The following is a 20,651-nucleotide window of genomic DNA, read 5'->3' on the forward strand; positions in this document are numbered from 1 at the left end:
TACATAATGAATGCCGCCTTGCGCGGCATTTTTTGTTTTGTTAAATATTGATAAACAGATATATTATTTTGCTTTTTGTGATATATTTATAGCTTAAACAATGCTATGAAACTTAAACTATCACTTCTTCTGTTACTGGTTAGCAGTTACGCTATCCAGATATCAGCACAAACTACAAATTTGTGGAAACAGGCCACATCCGGGGGCTATACCTATAAATATGTAACCGGCGACCCTACTCACTCCCGCTTTTATACGCTTAAAAACGGACTGACCGTTATTTTAAGTCCAACCGATAAGCAGCCACGCATACAGGCATACATAGCTGTAAAAGCGGGCAGCAAAACAGACCCGGCCGACCATACCGGTTTGGCGCATTACCTTGAACATATGATGTTTAAAGGTACCGACAAGTTTGGTTCATTAAACTGGACTAAAGAAAAACCGTTGCTTGATAAAATTGACGACCTGTACGAGCAATACAACTCTACCAAAGACGAGGCTAAACGTAAAGAGATTTACAAGCAGATAGACAAAACATCTGGTGAGGCGGCCAAGTTTGCAATTGCAAATGAGTATGATAAAATGATGAGCGCCATGGGCGGTCAAAACAGTAATGCGTTCACTTCATTTGAGCAAACTGTTTATACTGAAGATATCCCAAGCTCGTCTGTAGATAAATTTCTGACCATGCAGGGCGAACGTTTCCGCGCGCCGGTGCTGCGCATCTTCCATACCGAACTGGAAGCTGTTTATGAAGAAAAGAACCGTGGTTTAGACAGCGACCCCAATAAAGTGCAGGAAGCTATGTTTGAAGCATTGTTCCCTAATAACAACTATGGCAAACAAACTACCATTGGTACTATTGAGCATTTAAAGAACCCGTCATTAAAAGCTATCCGCAAGTATTACTATTCATACTATGTGCCCAACAATATGGGCGTGATCCTTTCAGGAGATTTTAACCCTGATGTAATGATCAAAAAAGTAGCGAAAAATTTTGGCTACATGCCAACCAATGCGGTTCCGGCTTATACATTCGCGCCAGAAAAACCTATCGCGGCACCTATCCAAAGAGACGTTTACGGGCCAACCCCCGAGAACCTTACCATTGCTTACCGTTTCCCGGGGGCAAGCACGCGTGATGCACGTTTACTGAGCCTGATGGGTTCATTATTAACCAACGGAAAAGCGGGTTTATTTGATTTAGACCTTACTAAAAAACAAAAGCTGCTTAGCGCCTTTGCATCGCCATATACCTTAAAAGATTATAGTGTGCTGATGCTAAGAGGTACCCCGGTAAAAGGTCAGTCGTTAGATGATGTGAAGACTTTAATGCTTGGCGAAATAGATAAATTAAGAAAAGGTGAGTTTTCTGATGACCTGATCCAATCTATCGTTAACAACTACAAAAAAAGTAAAATTGAGCAGGACGAAAGCTACAACCAGCGTGCAAGCAACCTGATGGATGATTTTACTTCGGGTGTTGACTGGCGTACTGATGTAGCTTCTATTAATGAGCTTTCAAAAGTTACCAAGGCGCAGATTGTTGCTTTTGCTAACAAATATTTAAAGGATAACAACTTTGTAATTGTTTACAAACACCAGGGAACCGATAAAAACATTATCAAAGTTGATAAACCAACCATTACCCCTGTTGAGGTAAACGCCGGTGAGCAGTCTGCTTTTGTAAAAACCATTAACGCTATGCCGGCAAACGCTGTACAACCCGTTTGGCTTGATTATACTAAAGATATTCAGCGTGCTACTGCCGGCCCGGTTGATGTATTGTCTATCCAGAATAAAGATAACAGCATCTTCAGGTTATACTACCGCTATGACATGGGTAGCTGGAATAATAAGCTATTGCCTGTAGCAGCACAATACCTGCAATTTTTAGGTACCGATAAAATGAGCTCGGAAGATATCAGCAAGGCTTTTTACAAACTGGCATCAACCTTTAATGTAACTGCAAGCACCGAGGTAACCACCATTAGCATTAATGGCTTACAGGAAAATTTTGGCGCGTCAGTTACCTTGTTTGAAAACCTGCTGGCAAATTGCAAAGCCGACAGTACTGCATTAACCGGTCTTAAAGCCCGCTTAAAAAAATCAAGGGAAAACCTAAAATTGAATAAGGCCGCCATTATGCAGGGGTTGGTTAACTATGCCCAGTATGGTATAAACAACCCCTTCAATTATACATTAACAGATGATGAAATTGAAAAATTAAAAGCAGAGGACCTGATAGCGATACTTCATAACCTGGTTAACTATAAGCACACCATATTATATTATGGCCCGCAAACCGCTGTACAAACCGGCACTGCATTGGCTAAGTTGCACAAAACACCGGCTAGCTTCACAGCTTACCCCGAAAAGAAGGTTTTTGTACGTTCTAAGATGGATAAAAACATGGTTTTGTTTAGCAATTTTGATATGGTACAGGCCGAAATTCAATGGATCCGTAATGAGGATGCTTACAACCCGGCCAAGGCCCCTTTAATTGAATTATACAATAACTACTTTGGATCGGGTATCAGCTCAATTGTGTTTCAGAACATTCGCGAATCAAAAGCACTTGCTTACTCTACTTACGCGTTCTATGTAGCTCCGCCTAAAAAGGATGACGACAATATATTTGTAGCTTATATAGGTACACAGTCTGATAAAATGAACGATGCTATTAAAGCCATGAATGAGCTGTTAAACAACATGCCCGAATCTGAAAAGGGTGTGTTAGCAGCCAAGGATAACATCCGTAAATCAATTGAGACGGAACGCATTACGCAGGATGGCATCTTGTTTAATTACCTGGCCGCAAAACGCAAAGGCCTGGATTATGACGAGCGTAAAAATACGTTCACAGCCGTTAGCAAATTAGGCTTTGCCGATGTACAAGCTTTTGCCACTACCGAGTTAAAAGGTAAACCTTTTACTTATTGTGTTGTAGCATCAGACAAACGCGTTACAGACGAAGACCTGAAAAAATACGGAGAATTATTTAAGCCGGATATGAAGCAAATATTTGGCTACTAAAAATCAATACGAACAAGATCTTATAAAGACGGATGAGTTTATTCCCATCCGCCTTTATTGTGTAAAAATTGTACCGTACTATCTATAGTATATGTGTGCAATTATGATATATTTGTTTTTTAATTAATTGTTTATCAATACAATAACCCCTAATTGTATGACCGCTGCATTTTCGCCAAATAACAAAACAAATGAGCGAAGCTATGTGGCTTTATGCTCAAAATGCAAAAACAGCCTTGAGGATCGTGTGCACCGCGGCTTTTTTGTTAAAAAGCTACTCTTTTGGTTGCCCATCCGCAAATACATGTGCTACAAATGTAAACGCGGCCAATATGTGTGGATCAAGCAATAACTAAAATCAGCATTTTTATTTCTAAAAAACCCGGTTGCTTATTAATGCAAATAAGTACACTTGCTTGTTGTTGCAATATTTTGCTATATTGAAGCAATAAACCAAAAACTAAACCTAAAATTGGAAAAAAAAGCTAAACCTATTACAATGTTTTGCCCTAATTGCGGCAATTTGTTTCATAAAAAACTCCACAGAAGCTGGTCTGTAAAAACCTTCCTTTTCTTTTTACCTCTCAGAAAATATAATTGTGAAAATTGCGATAAAGATGTATATGTTATGAAAAATATTTAACAAAATGTATGTTTTTTAAATTTTGGTATAAATATTGACAATTGTTATTAAAATGCTATAGTACCTGTATTTGTATAGCAAGAGCTGATACTAAATTTAATAAACAAAGATATGCGACGGATACTGGCAGTGGATGATGACAATGACATATTGGAGGTATTGCAATTCATACTTGAAGATTCAGGATATGAGGTAGATACCCTCTCAGACGGCCACAATTTAATGGAAACAATAAGGAAGAAAATGCCCGACCTTATATTACTGGATATTATGCTGGGCAACCTTGATGGCCGCGAACTTTGCAAAGCCGTTAAAAAAGAGGGCAGCACACATAATATTCCGGTTATTATGATTTCGGCAAGCCACAGTGTTCCAAACACAATGAACCAGGAGGGCGGCCCAAATGATTTTATAGCTAAGCCTTTTGATATTAGCAACCTGCTTAGCAAGATAAAATTCCAGCTAAATAGAGCGGCTTAAATATTATTGGGTTTTATACCTAACTCCTGCAGCTCTTGATCAATTTTATTGTTCCACAGCTGTTGCTGGTAAGTATTCATACTGTGGCGGGTTTCGCCATCATACTGCTTTTGCAGTTTATCTATTTCTCTCAGCGCATCAAAATAAGCTACATTTATAGGTCCGTCGTAATTGGTAACACTCAATTTTTCGGCCAAAACGGCTTTCTTAAAGTGTTCGGCAACCAGCTTAACAATATCAAAATGGCGCTGTTCATGGTTTAAGCTATAGGCGTCATTAACCCCTCCCCTAACCCAACAAGCACTTTTAGGTGCATACACTTTCAACTCAAGCTTAACGTTAATTACCCCCTTTACAAGTTCTACATGCTCGTTATAACCCAGGCTTGCAAAGATCTCGGCACCATGGTTATTGCCTGGTTGTGCTTTTTGTTGGAAATCAGTCCACTTTAAAGGCCGGTTTGTACTGTAATAAATAGTATCGCCCTCAACAGGTTCAAAATAATCACTAAATTTTACCTGAACACTCTTTGCCAGTTTAATATTGTTATCGGCCTGGGCATTCATCCAGTTGTTTAAATAGATCAGGCTGTTAGTAATAGTGCTTCTTAACAGGGGCTCAATTTGTTGGGCAGGCCCGGCAGCGCGCTGATAGTTCGCATTGCCGGTATAATCTGTCAGGTGCACAATATCATCATCCTGTTGCAACCCAAACGAAACCGATAGTGTAACCTGCCCGTTTACCCTGCCCCCCGCTAATGCGGTTTCTGTTACTTTAAGGTTTTTTAGTTTAATAATAACAGGGCGCAGGCTTTTGTTAACCGGCAAGCTATAGTCAATCAATTTTCTTATGGCTGTAATGCCACCTTTCAATTCAATCTTTATAGCATCGGTTTTATTACCGGGTACAACAACAGCCGGTGCTAAATTGCCTATAATGGTATTATCACTGCGTGTGTCGGTAACACCGGAAATGTAAAATTCTTTGGGTGTAACAGGCAACCGCTCATTTTTTAATTCAACAAATGAACTGGTCTGGCTATAAAATTTATACCCCGAAAATAATATGCTCAGTGCAGCAAATAATAAAATAAATAAATTACGGTTTCTATTGTTCAACTTGTCAATTTGGTTGCATGTTCATAAAACGTTTTTAAACCGGCTATATTTTGTGGCTTCAGCTTGATTTACAAGTTAAGACAGAAATTTAAGAGCCTTATTTAAATATCTAATTTACCTGTTTTAACCTAAAGTTTTCCACAGCCATACCAACGTGTTTATAATAACCGTTAAAAAAGCGTTCTCCACATTTGTTAATTACTAATGTGGATTGCATTTTTGCGTTTAGCTATTTTAGCACCATCATTAGTACGCGCTTTATGATCAAACTTAGATACATCACAGTTTTTGCATCCATATTTTTAGCCTTACCGGTACTGGCGCAGCAAAGTCCTTCTTTTCATGCTAACCGCATTTATCAAAACGCGGGCGAGCTGATGAACAAGGGGAAATTTGCCGCCGCTGCAGAGCAATACCGCCTGGTGGAGCAATCAAGGCTTAAAACTTCACAGCAATCAAAATTCGAATCGGAGTTAAGCCAGTTAAAAGAAAACTCACAATATTACGAAGCGCTGTGCGCGTTAGAGTTGGGTAATGACGATGCCGAAAGCATGTTCTTACGCTTTATTAAAGAACACCCCGAAAACCCGCTTACCAAGCTGGCATTTTTCCAGGTAGGTAAATCATACTTTAAGCAGGGCAAGTTTGCCGAAGCCCTGGTTTGGTTTAATAAGGTTAACGCGGTTGACCTGAATGGCAGCCAAAATACCGAGTACAAATTCAGGAAAGGTTACGCTTACTTTATTACTAAAGACTATAAGAACGCGCAATCATTATTCAGCGAGGTAAAAAATAAAAGGTCGCCGTTTACGGATGACGCTGTTTATTACTTTGCCTATATTGCCTATTTAAATAAAGATTACCAGCTGGCCCTTGTAAATTTTGAGCGTTTAAAAAATTCTAAAAAATACGAGAACAGCTACCCCTACTATATTACCGCGGTTTACTTTTTAGATAAGCGGTATAACGATGTTATCAACTATGCCATTCCTATTATTAACAGCACCAAACAGGAGCATCAAACAGAAATGCTGCGCATTATTGGCGCATCCTATTTTGCAAAAGGCAATTTTGATAACGCGGTAAAATATTACAGTCGTTTTGAAGAAGCCGACCGTGGCGCAACACAAAACTCGCAAGACAGCTACCAGATAGGATATGCCTACTATAAAATTGGCAATTACGGCAAAGCAGGATCGGTATTGGAGAAACTGGTTGCACAAAATGATAATTACAGCCAAAACGGTAGCTATACTTTAGGAGATGTTTTCCTGAAGATGAACAACAAGCAAAGCGCACGTAACGCGTTCCTGGTAGCATCAAGGCTTAGCTTTGATAAACAACTGCAGGAAGATGCCTTGTACCAATACGCCAAACTATCATATGAGCTTGATTTTAACACGCAGGCGCTTGAGGCTACCCGCCTATATTTAAAGAACTATCCACGCGCCCACCGTACCGATGAAGTTAAAATTTTACTGGGCGAAGAGTTACTTACCTCTCGTAATTATAAAGAGGCTGTTGAAATACTGGAACCTATCCCTAATAAATCGGCAAGTGCACAAGCCGCGTATCAAAAAGTGACCTATTACCGCGGATTAGAATTTTATAACGAACGCGCGTTTGAAAATGCCATTGGTATATTCCTTCGCTCGTTAAAATATCCTATCGATATCAAAACACAGGCCCTAACCAATTACTGGATGGCCGAATCAATGTATGAGGTACGTAAGTACAGCGAATCGGTAGATACCTTTAAGGCGTTTTTGGCTATGCCGGAATCAAGGGAAACCGATGTTTACAATTATGCGAATTACGCGCTGGCTTATGCGGCATTCGGCGGCGAAGAGTACAGAACAGCCGCTACCTATTTTGAGCGGTTTTTACAAGGTGATGCAAAAGACAAATACACCGAGAACGATGCCGTAAGCCGTTTAGGCGATAGCTACTTTGTGTTAAAAAGCTACGGTAAAGCTTTAGAGAACTATAACAAAATTATCGCGCAGCAAAGTCAGGGACAAGATTACGCACTGTTTCAGCGCGGCATTATCCAGGGCTTACAGGGATCACTGGATACCAAGATCAGTACCCTGAACAGTGTATTAGCCACGTTCCCAAATTCAGATTATGCTGATGATGCTTCATTTGAAATTGCTTATACCTATTTCTTAAAGAATGACGGCGCACGTGCAAAAACTGATCTGCTGGCTATGATCGAGAAATATCCGCGCAGCAGCTACATCCCGCGTGCATTAACTACCATTGGTTTAATTGATTACAATGCCGGCGGCAATGATGAAGAGGCGGTTGCCACGTTTAAACGCGTGGTGCAGGACTACTCATCAAGCGACGAAGCTAAAACAGCGCTTAAGCAAATAGAAAAGATCTACACCGATAAAGGCGACGCGCAAACATTTATCAATTACGCCAACACTACCTCAATTGGTAATTACTCAACCGCCGATCAGGAGAACATCATGTTCGCGGCTGCTAACAACCTTTACTTGCGATCAGACTGGCAGGGAACAGTAAACGCTATCAATGCTTATTTTGATAAGTTCCCAACCAAACAGATCTTTGAGAAACAGGCAAGGTTTATTCGTGCGCAAAGTTTGGTTAACCTGAACAAGTATGACGAAGCTGTAGTTGATTACAACGTGATACTGAACGACTGGACAAGCGCATACAGCGAAAAAGCCCTTATAAGCATGTCTAAACTTTACATTGCCCAAAAGAAGTATAACGATGCCATTGTGTTTCTGAAAAGGCTGGAGACCAACTCTGAATACAAGGCCGATTATACCTTCGCTATAAACAACCTGCTGTTATGCTACTCCATGATAAACATGCCCGATGATGTAATTAAGTATGTAAAACTGGTAAGGGATAACGAAAAATCGGCACAGGAAGACAAATTCAAAACCGGTTTATATGCAGGTAAGGCTTACCTTATAAAAGGGGATACCACAGCCGCGGTAAACGAATTTAGTTATACGGTAACCAATACCAAAACCATTGCAGCAGCCGAAGCTAAATACAACGTTGCCAATATAGAGTACCTTAAAGGCAAGTACAAGGCATCACAAAAAACCTGCTTTGATCTGGTTAAAGGATTACCAAACTATGATTACTGGGTAGCTAAAACCTACATTTTACTGGCAGATAATTACACCGCTTTAAAAGACGATTTCCAGGCAAAAGCAACCCTGCAAAGTATTGTTGACAACTACAAAGGCGACGATGATATTTTGAGTATAGCAAAACAAAAGCTAAACGCGATATCGCCTCAAAAAGCAACTGAAGAAAAACCGGCAACTGAAAACAAACCGGCGCCAGAAAATAAACCGGCAACAGAAGAAAAACCGGCGACCGAAGAAAAACCGGCAATTAAAGAAACTAAACAGGATAACAAAGAACAATAGAAGACAAGCAAATGAATCAAAAATACACCTTCACGCTGCTTACCTTGTTAATGGTATTTTACTTTGTTCCTGCTATAGCACAAACAAAGGGTAAGGCTAAAAAGCCGGCGGCAAAAACAACGCAAAAACCTGTAGTTAAAAAAACTGTAAAGAAAACAACACCTGCTCCTACCAAAAAAGTAACTAAAGCTCCCGTACAGCAAAAAACTAACGCTAAAACGTTAGGTGATGCTGCTGCTAAAGTACCTGCTGCAGATACTACAAAAAAAGGCGGGGCAAATACCCCGGATAACGGCGGAAGCCTCTCAGAGGAGATAGTGGTGACCACATCTTACAAACCAGTATTGGCCGAAGCGGTAAAAATACGCCGCAACCCCGATCTGGAAGACAAAACGCCTTTTAAAGCGCCGTTGGTTTACGCGCCTTTAGATAAAAAACTGGAGCAGGATAATAACATCCGCGCTTTAGACCCTATGCAAAGGCCGCAGGAACAAGACTCGGCCCTGTTAAACAACTATGTTAAAGTTGGTGCCGGAAGCTTAAAAACCACATTTGGCGAAGCTTATTTTGGCAATGGCCGCGACCAGGCATTGCAGCTTGGCGGTTATGCCAAACACTTTGCACAGCAAGGAGGGCAATACAATAAACAAAACGATAGCAGGCAGGAAGTTGGCGTATTTGGTAAAAGCATAAATGATGAAAACACCATTAGCGGGCGTATAACTTACAAACGCAGGGGTACATACTTTTATGGTTTCGACAAAACTAACCCGCCGCCAGCAGGCTTTGACCCGGCAAAACAAACCTTTAACACCATAGGTGCCGAAGCTGAACTTGCAAAAAACTTTAAGGATGTAGAGAACGACTTTACTTATGCCGTAAAACTAAAGGGCTATATGTTTAACAATGCATTCAGCGCAAAAGAAAACAATTTAGTATTGAGCGGATTTTTAAACCAAACGGTTAAGCAATTTTACGCGGGCTTAAGTGGTTCATTGGATCTGAGCACTCAAAAAGATGTGCTTTACTCATTAAACAATAGTATACTCAGGGCTAACCCTTACATAAAGTTCCAAGGCGATAATTATAAGATCGATGCCGGGGTGAACATTGCAAAAGAGTTTGGCTTTTCAGACCGTTTCTTCATATTCCCAGCCGCTAAGCTGGAGGTGCAGGTAATACCTAAGTACGTGCGTTTATTTGCCGAAGCTAAGGGTGATGTAAACAGGTCATCAATACAGGATTTTACACAGATGAACCCTTTCCTGGGCGAAAACATAGCCATTACCAACTCGGTTGATAAGTTGGATGTATCTGTCGGATTAAAAGGAACCCTGGCCCCGGGGCTTGGCTTTAAGGCATCTGTATACCGAAATACGGTTAAAAACCTGCCTCTTATCGTAAACAACTTCGCTACAGACTTTAACAAGTTTACAGTGATATACGATAATGGCAATGCGCGCATCAGCGGCTTTAACGGCGAACTTGATTTTAAAGCAACTGATGATTTTGACCTGTTTGGCCGTGTTGAATTTAAAGATTACAAATTGGCCAGCGAAGCACAGCCGTGGAACCTGCCTAAGTTTTTACTTACCGCGGGTACAACCATCCATATTAATGATAAGGTTGATGTTAACGGTTCATTGTTAATTCGTGGCAGTACTAAAGAAAGAACGCTTAACCCTGCATCGTCAATACCATCTGTACCTATTTCAATTGCATCATATGCTGATTTAAGTGGTGGCGTTACCTATAAAGTAAATAAAAAGGTATCTGTATTTGTACAGGCCAATAATATTTTAAACACAAAAAGTCAAACATATCTATATTACCCAAACAACTGGTTTAATATATTTGGCGGCGTAGGGTATGCTTTTTAGGGTTTTTGATGTTTTAGAATTATTGTACTTTTAGCGAATGGATGTAGGCTACTTTATAAGCGAACTGCTGGGGCAACATGGTGATGTAAGTGTACCGGGTTTGGGCTATTTTGCACACACACGTGTAAATGGCTATTATAATGAGGCCGAAGAAAAGTTTTACCCACCGGGCTACAGTGTACATTTTGATCCGCGACTGGTTGAGGACGATTCGTTGTCGCAACACATTGCCGATAGTAAGCATATCTCACTGGCATCGTCCAAGTATTTTACAGAAAAATATGTTGCCAACCTTAAACACCTGGCAGCTACGGGTAAGGTTCCTATTTCAAACCTGGGGTGGTTTTATACTGAAGATTTTAAATTAACCTTCAAATCAAACAACGAACTAAACACCGACCCCGAATTTTTTGGTTACCCGGCAATTAAAATGCACAGGCTGGGCAAACAAGCGGCAGTTACACAGCAGAGTAGTTATTCTACCGCGGCAGCCGGCTCCAATTATGAGCCGAAAAAAACAACACAGCAATTTGCAATCGACCAGGAGCACGAAGATCATTTGATTGCGCTTGCTAAAAAGAAACGCTCAACAAACATAATTCTGTTTATTGGATTAGCAGCTTTGTTTACCGGGCTTATATACTTTTTATACAATAAGTACGACAGACCGGCATTGAGTTTAGAAGAACCAACAAGCAGGCCTAAAGCAGATACTTCGGCTAAACCTGCAAATGTTGTGGTAGTTGCCGATTCGGCAAATGCCAAACCTGACGATACGATAAAAATTGTAAAATTTGATTCGGGCAAAAAGAAATTGGTGCCTCAAAAAGATACCGTAGCTATTAAACAAGCTACAACCGTGGCACCTGTTGTGAAAGATACAATGACAGGCCCGCATTATGAAATACTGGGCGGCTCATTCAGTAACGTAGCAGAGGCTAACACAGCAATAGGCAATTACAAAAGGTTGGGGTTCGAGGCCCACATTTTACAAAATGTCCCCGGCAGAAAACGCAAAGTTACACTTGGCTCATATGCTACAAGGGCCGAAGCGATTGCCGCCCAACAAAAAATATTAGCTACCAAAAAGATAAAAGCTTCGAGCATTTATATACAACCTTATAATATAAAATAATAAAGTATATATAAATCAGTTAACGTTTACAATATAGTACTCACTAAGAATAGATATAATTATGATGTTATTATTGCAGGTTGCAGCAGATACTACCGCAAAACTTATAGATACCGCAGCTAAAGGCACTCAACAGTTAGCACAAATACCTACTGAAGAATTAAGATTTGGCGACCTGCTGCTAAAAGGTGGTTGGGTAATGATACCTATTGGTATACTGGCTGTATTGGGCCTGGTCATATTTTTTGAACGCTTTTTTACCATCCGTAAGGCTGCACAAAATGAGGCGCACTTAATGACCCAGGTACGCAGCAGTATTGTTACCGGTAATTTAGAAGCCGCTATCGCCTTGTGCAAAAACAGTAATTCGCCGCTTGGCCGTATGCTTCAAAAAGGCTTACTGCGTATTGGCAGGCCCATTAAAGATATTGAAGGCGCTATTGAAAACATAGGTAAGCTTGAGGTATCAAAACTTGAAAAGAACATAGGCATTATTGGTATAGTAGCCGGTATAGCGCCCATGTTTGGTTTCCTGGGTACAATTGCCGGGGTAATAAAAATATTTTATGATATATCTAAAACAGATAACATTAGTATGGGCGTTATATCTGGTGGTTTATATGTAAAAATGGTAACCTCAGCCGCGGGTTTATTTGTAGGTATTATTGCTTATGTATGCTATCACATTTTAAATATGATGGTTGATAAGGTAATTTTGAAGCTGGAAACCGATGCTATTGAATTTATTGACCTGTTAGAGGAGCCAAGCAAATGAATTTAAGAAAAAAGAATAGAGGCGCATCGGCAGAGGTGCATACTTCGGCCATGAATGATATCATGTTCTTCCTGCTATTGTTCTTTTTGATCGCATCAACGGTTACTAACCCTAACGTTATAAAACTGATGCTGCCAAAATCATCAAGCGGGCAATCGGTATCAAAAAAAACAATTACGGTATCGGTAACAAAAGAATTAAAATATTACGTTGATAAGAAAGAAGTAGCGGTAGCCGATCTGCAGCCTACGCTGGCCAACTATAAAACCCTGGCAACCGAGTTAACCATTGTTTTATATGTAGACCGGACCGTGGCCATACAAGATGTGGTACAAATAATGGATATAGCCCAAAAACTGAATATTAAACTGGTATTAGCTACCGAACCGAAGGGATAATTGGAGTTGGCAGTTTTTAGTTTGCAGTTTGCATATCTTAAAACAGCCTTCTTACAGCAAACTGCCTACCGGCAACTGCAAACTGAACAAAAATGAACTACACAACAGAAGAAAATAACTATCCTAAAGCGTTTGCTGCAACGGCTATAATACTGGCCGTGGTAATGGCGCTGTGTTATTTTATTGTGTTCAAATCGCCGGTTAAGCATGAGGATGGTACAGGTGGTATCCTGGTAAATTATGGTACGGTTGATGAAGGTATGGGCAGCGATTATATGAGCACCGAAGAGCCTTCGGTAGCCGAAAACGCCAACAAAACTAAACCGGACAAAGTTACACCCGCCCCGCCTACCGAAGAAAAAGTACAGGCAGATAACAGCGACAAAAATGTGGTTACACAAAACACTGAGGATGCGCCGGAAGTTACTGCCAACAGTAAAACCCCAAGTCCTACGGTAGCTACGCAACCAACCACTAAAACTGTTACTAAACCAACCGTTAATCAAAACGCGCTTTATAAGGGCAAAACCAATAACGGTACAGGCGAAGGTGATGGCACAGGCTCTACTCCCGGCAATCAGGGTAAAACCACAGGTACAACCTTAACCAACAACTATAACGGAACAGGAAGCGGTAATGGCGGTAACCTAACAGGGATGCCGTCACGTAATTTTACAAGCAAGCCTGCAATAGACGATAATGGCAGACATAACGGTAAAGTTGTGGTTGACATCCGCGTGGATAAAGATGGTAACGTAGTATATGCTCGTGCAGGTGCGCGTGGCACTACTATCACAGATGCGGGCCTGTTAGATAAATGTGAAGACGCCGTTAAAAACTCCAAGTTAAACGCCCTTGAAAACGCCCCCGAAACGCAGATAGGCACAGTCGTTTTTGTGTTTAAAGTAAACTGATCAGTTGGCAGTACGCTGTTTGCAGTTGGCATTCCAAATTCAATAGCTTTACGCCTTATAAGTGCCAGCCTCCTGGTCTAAGTTTACATTGCTTATGACAACATATCACTTGGTTACATGAAAACGGATTACTTAGCCCCCCACTGGTCTAAGTTTAGCATAGCGTAACTTAGACCTAAAATTTTTAAAGCTTCCAGCTTCCGAAATGGTTAAGCTGAAAGCTTAACACATTTTAGGTCGAAGTTTGTAAACTTCGACCAGGGAGGGGGTAACGGTAATAACTAAATAATATTAAAATTTGGAAATGGTTGATAATATAAGGTTAGCAATTCAGAAGTACGAGGTAAATGAATTGAGTGAGCATGAGTTCCATTCGATCGTTGAATCTATTATACCAATGAGTACGGAGGACGCTCTTCACGAAGTAAGATCGTTTTTAACAAGCATAGAGGGTGAACTTGAGCTAATCGATTTTACCATTAATCAAGAAGACAGAAGGGAAGAATACTTAAAGGTGATACAACAAATTAAGGAGTACCCATTTCCTAAATGATTGTAATACACGTATAGAGGCCATTGTTATGTAACAGAAATATTGAATAACCCACGCTACCGCAAGAGCTTTTCTGTCGCTGCCGCAAGCGTCCCCGGCTTGTGGCCCGCAGCACAGGTAACCAACAAGCAAAGCCCCCACTGGTCGAAGTTTACAACTTCGACCTAAACTAAGGTAAGCTTTCAGCTTACTTCCTGTACAAGTTGTAAACTGTTCATATCCCTTGCACTTTGCTTAGCAAATTATATAGCTTTGCACCTTATAAGTGCCAACTGGAAACTGCTACTATAATGAACTACCAGCAAACCCTCGACTACCTGTACACCCAGCTTCCTATGTTCACCCGGGTGGGGGCATCCGCATTTAAAAAGGACCTTACCAATACATTGGCTTTATGTGAACTGCTTGATAACCCGCAGGATAAGTTTAAAAGTGTGCATGTGGGTGGCACTAATGGTAAAGGCTCAACATCGCATATGCTGGCGGCCATATTGCAAACAGCCGGATATAAAACCGGGTTATATACCTCGCCGCATTTAAAAGATTTCAGGGAACGGATCCGTATAAACGGGCAAATGATAAGCGAGCAAACCGTTGTTGATTTTGTTGCCCGATACAAGCCTGATTTTGAGGCTATAGAACCCTCTTTTTTTGAGATGACCGTTGCTTTGGCCTTTGATGTTTTCGCGAAGGAAAAAGTAGATGTAGCTGTTATAGAAGTTGGTTTAGGCGGCAGGCTGGATTCTACCAATGTTATCTCCCCGCTCCTATCCGTTATCACCAACATTGGCTGGGACCACATGAACATGCTGGGCGACACGCTACAGTTGATAGCCGCAGAAAAAGCGGGAATCATCAAGCCATCCACCCCCGTAATTATCGGCGAGTTTCAGTCAGAAATTGCAGACGTTTTCATAGAAAAGGCAAAGCTCGAAAATGCTGAAATAACCTTCGCATCTGAGGAGGAGTTAAAAGTTGAAAGTACAAAGTTGAAAGGTAGTTCTTTGGATCTGTTGGATGTGGCTGTTACTGCGCAAGACTTAAATACTTATAACCTGCAACTTGACCTGCCCGGCACTTATCAGTTAAAAAACCTTAAAACCGTTTTATCTGCCGTTGATGAACTGCGCAGGCAGGGATTTATTATCACCGATCAACATATAACTACCGCTTTAAAGCAAGTTAAAACGCTAACCGGTTTGCATGGCCGTTGGGAAGTTTTAAGCCATAACCCCTTAACCATTTGCGATACCGGCCACAACCCCGAAGGTATTACCGAGGTGTTAAAAAACATTGCCACCGTACCCTATCAGCAACTGCATTTTGTAATAGGCATGGTGAACGATAAGGATTTGAGCAAGGTGCTCGCCATGCTACCAACCAATGCCACTTATTACTTTTGCAAGCCGGATATCCCCCGGGGATTGGATGCGGAAAACTTAAAGCAACAAGCAGAAAGTTTTGGGCTGCATGGCGAGGCTTATCCATCCGTTATTGCCGCGTTTAAAACCGCCCGGGCAAATGCCGGCGAAACGGATCTGGTATTTATTGGTGGCAGTACTTTTGTAGTTGCGGAGGTGATGTAGCGGTGTCAGAATTTGTATTTTCGGTAGACAATCAACCTGATATTTTGGATTGATTTTAACGGGTTGAAATTATCGGTGTTTCAGACAGAGAAAACAACATATTTTAGATGAAATTAGAAATATTTAGAGCTTTCTTACCTTTCGCTTTTATTTTAAAACCCTACTTTTATCGAAACAAAAAACATCAAATGACCTACCTACCCTCTCCAAACAGATACGATAAAATGCAATACCGCCGCTGCGGTAAAAGCGGAATAAAACTGCCTGCTATTTCACTGGGCCTGTGGCACAACTTTGGCCATGTGGATGTGATGGAAAACTTCCGTAAGATCCTGCACCTGGCTTTTGACAGCGGCATTACCCACTTTGATCTGGCCAACAATTACGGCCCGCCTCCGGGCTCGGCCGAAACAAATTTTGGTAAGCTCCTGAAAGAAGATTTTAGCGGCTACCGCGATGAAATGATCATATCAAGCAAAGCGGGTTACACTATGTGGGATGGCCCTTATGGCGATTGGGGTTCAAAAAAATACCTGGTATCCAGCCTTGATCAAAGCCTTAAACGCATGGGGCTTGACTATGTAGATATCTTCTATCATCACCGCCCCGACCCACAAACGCCACTTGAAGAAACCATGAGCGCGCTCGACCTGATCGTTCGCCAGGGAAAGGCTTTATACGTGGGTATATCAAACTATAACGCCGAAGAAGCAGATGCGGCTATTGCCATTTTAAAACAATTGGGCACACCTTGCCTGATCCATCAACCCAAATATTCTATGTTTGTACGCGATGCGGAGCAAGGCCTGCTGGATGTTTTGGAAAAAGACGGAGTTGGCTGTATCCCATTCTCGCCTTTAGCGCAGGGGTTACTTACCAATAAATATTTACATGGCATCCCTCAGGATTCAAGGGCGGCAAAATCAACCGGCTTTTTACAAGAGAGCCAGGTAACAGATGAAGTGATAGGCAAAATTAAACGACTGAACAGCCTTGCAGAACAACGCGGACAAACGCTTGCTCAAATGGCGCTGGCATGGTTGCTAAAGGATACCCGTGTAACATCGGTACTGATTGGTGCAAGTAAACCAGAGCAACTGGCAGATTCACTAAAAGCACTTGATAATATTGATTTTTCTGCAGACGAATTAGAAAAAATTGAAGCCATACTGAAATAAAGTCTTCATTTTCAACTGTATTAAAGGGCATAATTAAATGTAAAAATTTATTTATGCCCTTTTGCTTTAACAAAAATTAACATTGTGCATCTAAAAGTTTTGGCAAATAACATACATCTTAGCAGAAACTATCACACCCTAATGAAATTAACCTTAACTGCACTCTTCTTTTTTATATTAAGTAATAATTTATTAGCACAGGAGACTACCATAAGCGGTAAAATTACCGGCGATGGCGGCAACCCTGTTCCGTTTGCAACAGTTTATATAAAAAACACAACCAAAGGTGTATCGGCTAATAGCGAAGGTGAGTATAGTTTGAACTTAAAACCCGGCCAGTACGAGGTGCAGTACAAAGCAGTTGGTTACAAGCAGGAAAGCCGCAAAATTGAACTGCGCACAAGCCAGTCTATCAATATAGTTTTAAAGACTGAGTTATACGAATTAAAAGAAGTAGCTATACACGCGGGTGCCGAAGATCCGGCTTATGCCATTATCCGTAAGGCAATTAAAAACCGAAAAACCTATTTAAACGAGGTTAATGCCTATACCTGTGAGGTTTATATTAAAGGATTGCAAAAGTTATTATCGGCACCAAAGAAATTTTTAGGGGTTGATGTACAAAAGATAGCCCGCGAAAATGGGTTAGATTCCAACCGCAGAGGTATTATTTACCTATCCGAGTCGCAATCAAAATACACCTTTATGCGGCCAAATTTGGTGCACGAAGAGCTGATCTCATCAAAAGTATCGGGCAGTAACAGGGCATTTAGTTTTAACCGTGCTTCAGATCTTAAGGTAAACTTTTACGAGAACATGCAGGATTGGGAAGGTCTTAGTCCGCGCCCGCTGGTATCACCAATTGCTGATAATGCCTTATTCTATTACCGCTACAAATGGATGGGCATCAGTATTGAGAATGGCGAAACTATTAACAAAATACTGGTTACACCACGCCGTGAGCATGACCCTTGCTTTAGCGGATACATTTATATTTTAGAAGATAGCTGGCGATTGCAGGGCGTAGGCCTTTATCTTACAAAAAAGAACAATATTAACTTTGTAGATACCGTAAAGGTTAACCAGGAGTTTTTCCCGGTTAACGCTAAGGCGTGGATGCCGGCCTCTATTAAGTTTGAGTTTACAGGGGGCCTGTTCGGCTTTAAATTTGGCGGATATTTTATCTCGCTTTATAAAGATTACGATATAGACCCTAAGCTGGATAAGAAACAATTTGCCGAGGTATTGCGCATTACTAAGGGCGTTAACAAAAAAGATTCGGTTTACTGGCAAAATGAAAGGCCTATCCCCCTAACCGAAGAAGAAAAAACAGATTATCAAAAGAAGGCTGTATTGGCCGCCAAGCGGGAGTCAAAACCCTACCTGGATTCGCTTGATAGGGTAAACAATAAATTCAACCCGGGCAAACTATTATTAGGCGGCTACAGCCACCGCAACCGTTACGATAAAGAATATTACAACTTCGATCCTATCTTAACCTCAATTTTGTACAACACGGTTGAGGGTTTTGCACTTAACTACGGCGCATCGTTCACCAAACAAATTGATAGTGTAAACAATCGTTACCTATCTGTTTACGGTAAAGCCAGGTACGGCTTCTCCAATCATTTATTCAATGCCAATGGCGGTGTAAGTTTTCCGGCTGGGCAATTCATGCTGAATGTAAGCGGCGGGTCTGATGTGCTTGATATGAACAACCGGTCGCCAATTACCAGCTTTACTAACACCATACACAGCTTACTGGCCAGGCAGAACTATCAAAAGCTTTACCAAAAACAGTATGCAAGCTTTAATGCCTCAACCCGCATAAGCGGTGGTTGGCAGGCAAGTGCATCCGCAGAGTGGAGCAACCGTAAATGGCTGGCAAACAGTTCTGATTTCAGCATCTTTCATCCGGCTAACCGCCCTGATTTTACCTCTAACAACCCATTCTCGCCGAACCAGGATATTCCTGTTTTCCCGGAGAACCAGGCGTTTAAGCTGAGCGTTCGTACCACCTACAACTTTAGCAACAAATATGAAACTTACCCAACAGGGAAGCGCTATATACCCTCAGAATACCCAACAATTGGTTTAACATTTACAAAAGCTGTTAAAAATGTGTTTGGATCTGATGCGGATTACAACCTGGTAGCGGCCGATATTGCGAAGGACAATATATCATTGGGCATGTATGGCAAAACATCTTTTTCCGTAGCCGCAGGTAAATTCCTCAATGCTAAAAACATCTATTATACCGATTACAGGCACTTCTCCGGTAACGAAGCATTGTTTTATACAGCCGGTAGCAGCAAGTTCCTGTTATTAGACTATTACAACTTTAGCACCGGCAATCAGTACCTGGAAGCTCATCTGGAGCATAACTTCTCGGGCTTTATATTGAATAAGATCCCCCTTATCCGTAAGTTAAAGCTACAGGAAATTGTAGATGTTAATTATTTAACTACGCCGGCATTTAAAAACTACACCGAATTAGGTGTTGGCTTACAAACTAATATTGGCTTAAGGGTAATGTATGGTACATCATATAATAACTTAGGCGGCAAGGTAAATTCAGCTATAAGAATTGGGGTGAGTTTTTAGTCTATTTATTTTTTTATGGAAACTAAATCTATTTTCAGTTTGATACTGGTAGAACAATTCTATTATAGGCTACGCCGTAAACAATGGCCGTTCGAAGCTCTGATGATGGTATACTAAGTAACATTTCATCATTGTCAAATTCCTTTTTTATCAAAAGCATCTGTTCTTCGTACGTTTTATCTAAAAATGTCTTTTTATCTAACACATAATTTGTAATATAATTATTTACTAGAGCTAAGCCCATATTATAAATTTTCTGTTGTTCTGGTGTTATTTTACTTTGAGTCTGCTTTTGTCCCTCCGAATCTTTTTGAAATAATGACTTTTGCAATAATGAATAAAAATCATCAAATTTCTTATTTATAATATCCTCAAATTCTACTTCTTTTTCTTGCAATTTAGTAGGCTTAATATCTTTAAAATGTTTTAAAAAGACTGAATAGTTACCCGACTGCCCAGCCTCATAGGTTGATAATATTTTTTCTTTCAGCAAATTTTTAAAATCATTAATTTTATTATATTTCAAACTTCTAGGGTATGAAATAAATTCTATTATGTCGGTATCAAATATTTTACTTGGTTCATCATCTTTAATAATAATCACAGGTTTGTCAAAGGTTATGCGCATCCCTAGCTCAAACATAACATTTGGATTTCGAGAACTCACATCGCATATTATCAATGGGTCTTGATATAGATTTTCAACAATCCTACCATGTATAATCCCTATTTCTTGACCTTCGCTTACTATTCGCGAGTCAAAATTTAAATCATTCAAACACTCTTCAATTATTGATCTAACCTCTAACCAATGATCTGAAGTATATCCATTACCTTCTGAAATTGGCATTACCAAACCACACATTGGCTTAATAAACTTTTCTACTTTTGATTTTGATGACATATTAAAACTAAAATATGAATAT

Annotated in this window: 14 protein-coding genes; 12 read left to right on the forward strand and 2 right to left on the reverse strand. The window is 40.6% G+C overall.

Features of this window, described 5'->3' with window-relative positions; translation table 11 throughout:
* Positions 1-105: 105 nt before the first annotated feature.
* Positions 106-3,039 (forward strand): M16 family metallopeptidase, encoded by a 2,934-nt coding sequence (locus tag WC743_RS19080; protein ID WP_373014542.1) that lies wholly within the window; start codon positions 106-108, stop codon positions 3,037-3,039.
* Between the two features lie 754 nt (positions 3,040-3,793).
* Complete coding sequence (locus WC743_RS19085; protein ID WP_373014544.1) at positions 3,794-4,162, forward strand: PleD family two-component system response regulator; 369 nt, start codon at positions 3,794-3,796, stop codon at positions 4,160-4,162.
* Here the strand turns inward: WC743_RS19085 and WC743_RS19090 are convergent.
* Entirely contained in the window at positions 4,159-5,280 is a 1,122-nt protein-coding gene (locus WC743_RS19090) for a hypothetical protein (RefSeq protein WP_373014546.1), read from the reverse strand. The two genes, WC743_RS19085 and WC743_RS19090, sit on opposite strands and share 4 nt — an antisense overlap.
* A 260-nt stretch (positions 5,281-5,540) precedes the next feature.
* On the opposite strand from WC743_RS19090, the gene WC743_RS19095 reads away from it, so the two are divergent.
* The 10 genes from WC743_RS19095 (at position 5,541) to WC743_RS19140 (ending at position 19,725) form a co-directional block, all read left to right on the forward strand.
* Positions 5,541-8,702 (forward strand): tetratricopeptide repeat protein, encoded by a 3,162-nt coding sequence (locus WC743_RS19095; protein WP_373014548.1) that lies wholly within the window; start codon positions 5,541-5,543, stop codon positions 8,700-8,702.
* Positions 8,703-8,713: 11 nt separating this feature from the next.
* The gene (locus tag WC743_RS19100; protein ID WP_373014549.1) at positions 8,714-10,582 is read left to right on the forward strand and encodes a hypothetical protein; all 1,869 of its coding nucleotides are present in this window, start codon (positions 8,714-8,716) and stop codon (positions 10,580-10,582) included.
* Positions 10,583-10,619: 37 nt separating this feature from the next.
* The gene (locus tag WC743_RS19105) at positions 10,620-11,717 is read left to right on the forward strand and encodes an SPOR domain-containing protein (protein WP_373014551.1); all 1,098 of its coding nucleotides are present in this window, start codon (positions 10,620-10,622) and stop codon (positions 11,715-11,717) included.
* Between the two features lie 61 nt (positions 11,718-11,778).
* The gene (locus WC743_RS19110) at positions 11,779-12,492 is read left to right on the forward strand and encodes a MotA/TolQ/ExbB proton channel family protein (protein ID WP_373014553.1); all 714 of its coding nucleotides are present in this window, start codon (positions 11,779-11,781) and stop codon (positions 12,490-12,492) included.
* The gene (locus WC743_RS19115; protein WP_373014555.1) at positions 12,489-12,890 is read left to right on the forward strand and encodes an ExbD/TolR family protein; all 402 of its coding nucleotides are present in this window, start codon (positions 12,489-12,491) and stop codon (positions 12,888-12,890) included. Before WC743_RS19110 ends, WC743_RS19115 begins: the two co-directional genes overlap by 4 nt.
* A 92-nt stretch (positions 12,891-12,982) precedes the next feature.
* Positions 12,983-13,804 (forward strand): energy transducer TonB, encoded by an 822-nt coding sequence (locus WC743_RS19120; protein WP_373014557.1) that lies wholly within the window; start codon positions 12,983-12,985, stop codon positions 13,802-13,804.
* Positions 13,805-14,201: 397 nt separating this feature from the next.
* Positions 14,202-14,357, forward strand: a complete 156-nt coding sequence (locus WC743_RS19125; RefSeq protein ID WP_373014559.1) for a hypothetical protein — start codon at positions 14,202-14,204, stop codon at positions 14,355-14,357.
* Positions 14,358-14,647: 290 nt separating this feature from the next.
* Positions 14,648-15,943, forward strand: a complete 1,296-nt coding sequence (locus WC743_RS19130) for a folylpolyglutamate synthase/dihydrofolate synthase family protein (protein ID WP_373014561.1) — start codon at positions 14,648-14,650, stop codon at positions 15,941-15,943.
* A gap of 188 nt (positions 15,944-16,131) precedes the next feature.
* Positions 16,132-17,121 carry an L-glyceraldehyde 3-phosphate reductase gene (gene mgrA, locus WC743_RS19135; protein ID WP_373014563.1) on the forward strand — a complete coding sequence of 330 codons (990 nt, stop codon included), beginning with the start codon at positions 16,132-16,134 and terminating at the stop codon, positions 17,119-17,121.
* A gap of 141 nt (positions 17,122-17,262) precedes the next feature.
* Complete coding sequence (locus WC743_RS19140) at positions 17,263-19,725, forward strand: DUF5686 and carboxypeptidase regulatory-like domain-containing protein (protein ID WP_373014565.1); 2,463 nt, start codon at positions 17,263-17,265, stop codon at positions 19,723-19,725.
* Between the two features lie 34 nt (positions 19,726-19,759).
* Here the strand turns inward: WC743_RS19140 and WC743_RS19145 are convergent, their stop codons facing one another.
* Complete coding sequence (locus WC743_RS19145; protein WP_373014567.1) at positions 19,760-20,629, reverse strand: hypothetical protein; 870 nt, start codon at positions 20,627-20,629, stop codon at positions 19,760-19,762.
* Positions 20,630-20,651: the final 22 nt, after the last annotated feature.

This window comes from Mucilaginibacter sp., assembly GCF_041660805.1.
In the GTDB taxonomy this organism is placed as follows: Bacteria; Bacteroidota; Bacteroidia; order Sphingobacteriales; family Sphingobacteriaceae; genus Mucilaginibacter.

Bases quoted from the DNA above. Each gene is read 5' to 3' on its own strand.
- WC743_RS19120 (WP_373014557.1), top strand. From the start codon at position 12,983: ATGAACTACACAACAGAAGAAAATAACTATCCTAAAGCGTTTGCTGCA.
- WC743_RS19115 (WP_373014555.1), top strand. From the start codon at position 12,489: ATGAATTTAAGAAAAAAGAATAGAGGCGCATCGGCAGAGGTGCATACT.
- WC743_RS19105 (WP_373014551.1), top strand. From the start codon at position 10,620: ATGGATGTAGGCTACTTTATAAGCGAACTGCTGGGGCAACATGGTGAT.
- WC743_RS19125 (WP_373014559.1), top strand. From the start codon at position 14,202: ATGAGTACGGAGGACGCTCTTCACGAAGTAAGATCGTTTTTAACAAGC.
- WC743_RS19140 (WP_373014565.1), top strand. From the start codon at position 17,263: ATGAAATTAACCTTAACTGCACTCTTCTTTTTTATATTAAGTAATAAT.
- WC743_RS19110 (WP_373014553.1), top strand. From the start codon at position 11,779: ATGATGTTATTATTGCAGGTTGCAGCAGATACTACCGCAAAACTTATA.
- WC743_RS19080 (WP_373014542.1), top strand. From the start codon at position 106: ATGAAACTTAAACTATCACTTCTTCTGTTACTGGTTAGCAGTTACGCT.
- WC743_RS19100 (WP_373014549.1), top strand. From the start codon at position 8,714: ATGAATCAAAAATACACCTTCACGCTGCTTACCTTGTTAATGGTATTT.
- WC743_RS19095 (WP_373014548.1), top strand. From the start codon at position 5,541: ATGATCAAACTTAGATACATCACAGTTTTTGCATCCATATTTTTAGCC.
- WC743_RS19085 (WP_373014544.1), top strand. From the start codon at position 3,794: ATGCGACGGATACTGGCAGTGGATGATGACAATGACATATTGGAGGTA.
- WC743_RS19130 (WP_373014561.1), top strand. From the start codon at position 14,648: ATGAACTACCAGCAAACCCTCGACTACCTGTACACCCAGCTTCCTATG.
- mgrA (WP_373014563.1), top strand. From the start codon at position 16,132: ATGACCTACCTACCCTCTCCAAACAGATACGATAAAATGCAATACCGC.
- WC743_RS19145 (WP_373014567.1), bottom strand. From the start codon at position 20,629: ATGTCATCAAAATCAAAAGTAGAAAAGTTTATTAAGCCAATGTGTGGT.